General features: G+C 42.7%; 1 protein-coding gene. It reads right to left on the bottom strand.

Features of this window, described 5'->3' with window-relative positions:
• Positions 1–94 precede the first annotated feature (94 nt).
• Positions 95–1,357, bottom strand: a complete 1,263-nt coding sequence (ltrA, locus tag BK139_RS23325) for a group II intron reverse transcriptase/maturase (protein WP_076263577.1) — start codon at positions 1,355–1,357, stop codon at positions 95–97.
• Positions 1,358–1,898 lie beyond the last annotated feature (541 nt).

The following is a 1,898-nucleotide window of genomic DNA, read 5'->3' on the forward strand; positions in this document are numbered from 1 at the left end:
ATGTTAACATCCTGCAATCGAGTAGGAGGGGGTGATTAACCCCCGACCTCTCACACCACCGTACGTACCGTTCGGTATACGGCGGTTCGAAAGTTTATGTAATAATGTTTGTTAATTGTTTTAATCCTTGTTGAAGCCAATATCTATTGTTCATGGCTTGGTCCAAGGCAGGACTCTTGGAATTTCTCCAGTATCCCTTACGGGAGTTTGCATATTGCCACGCCTTACTTTTCTTGATTCCCAATCTCGTTAGGTTCCTAAATTTGGTCCTGACTTTCTTCCACTCTTTCCAACGGCATGCACGTAGCCTTCTCCTGATATGCCCGTCTATCTTTCCAGCATATTTCTTGATGTCAGCTATTTTGAAGTAGTTTCCCCACCCTTGGATTAATTGGTTGATCTTAAGAATTCGGTATTCCATGGCTATTCCCCAATTGCGGTTTGTTAACTTTTTAAGCTTTTCCTCGAGTCTCTTTTTCGATTTCTTCGGCACGTATACTCGGGTGTTGTTGCTCGAAGAGTAAAAACTCACCCCTAAGAATATCCGTGCCACTGGCTTTCCCACTGCACTTTTCGCCTCATTCACCTTCAGTTTTAATTTCTTCTCAATAAAGTCCGTGATACCTTGTTTCACCCGTTCTCCCGCTTTATGGCTCTTGACGTATATGTTGCAATCATCGGCATAGCGAACAAATTTATGTCCACGCTTTTCAAGTTCCTTATCAAGTTCATTTAACATAATGTTACTAAGAAGAGGGCTTAATGGTCCTCCTTGTGGAGTTCCTTCTCTATTTACTGTAACTAGCCCATTCTCCATAATACCTGCTTGTAAATATCGTCGGATTAGCTTTAAGGTCGGCTTGTCCTCAATTGTTCTTGAAATTAGGGACATGAGTTTATCATGGTTCACTTTATCGAAAAATTTCTCAAGATCAATGTCCACAACGAATTGATATCCATCTTCGATGTATGTCCTTGCCTGTTCAATAGCTTGATGTGCACTTTTGTTCGGTCTGAAACCATAGCTGTTCGGATTGAATAGCCTATCAAAAATGGGTGTTAAGACTTGGACCATGGCTTGTTGGATTACCCGGTCCGTTACCGTGGGAATTCCTAGTTTTCTTTTCCCTCCATCTGGTTTAGGAATTTCGACTCTTCGTACTGGCTGGGGCTTGTACTTTCCGTCCTGTATAAGCCTTATAATTTCTTGACCCTGTTCTTTAAGGTGAAGGCGGGTCGCTTCTATATCTTTCGCATCGACTCCCGCTGCCCCTTTATTCCTCTTCACCTTCACAAAAGCTAGGTTTAGGTTATCCGGGCTTATAATTCTTCGAATTAAATTATCATTAGATTCCATATTGGTCCCATGTCGTCAAGTTTGTACAAAGGTAACTCTACATTTCAAAAGAATCTCCTGGATTCCGTCCAAGACTCCCCTTGAAACCCCTTCGGTTTCTGTTTCATCGCCCCTTTGTAAATGGCTCTAACATGTTCTCTCCTTTCGTTCAGTCCTTCCCAACCGTTAGGTTGGTACTATGACTTCTGCTGACTTCTCTTAATTCAGCTATTTATCACTAAATAGGTTCCTATAAAGGGGGTTAAGAGATCTCCCAGGGTAAGTTCATTCACTTTCTCCTCATATATCTGCCACATTTATTCCCATCCTATCCGGGGATATTTTGGACTTTGTTTTGTTTTGCAAACTCATCCAGGAGTGGAAACCTCAAATGTGATTCGTGTACCTCAGACCAAGGATTTGCCTAGGGCTTCCTTCAGATTCCGCGTCGCCACGGACACCCTTGCCTTCAGCTAATGGTTCGCATATCCCAACGCCCATAGCGGACTTTCACCGCCAAGTTAATGAACATGCCTGGCACACAAAAAGCGTATTCTTTTTC

This window comes from Paenibacillus sp. FSL R5-0490 (genome assembly GCF_001956215.1).
Taxonomy (GTDB): Bacteria; Bacillota; Bacilli; order Bacillales; family Cytobacillaceae; genus Cytobacillus.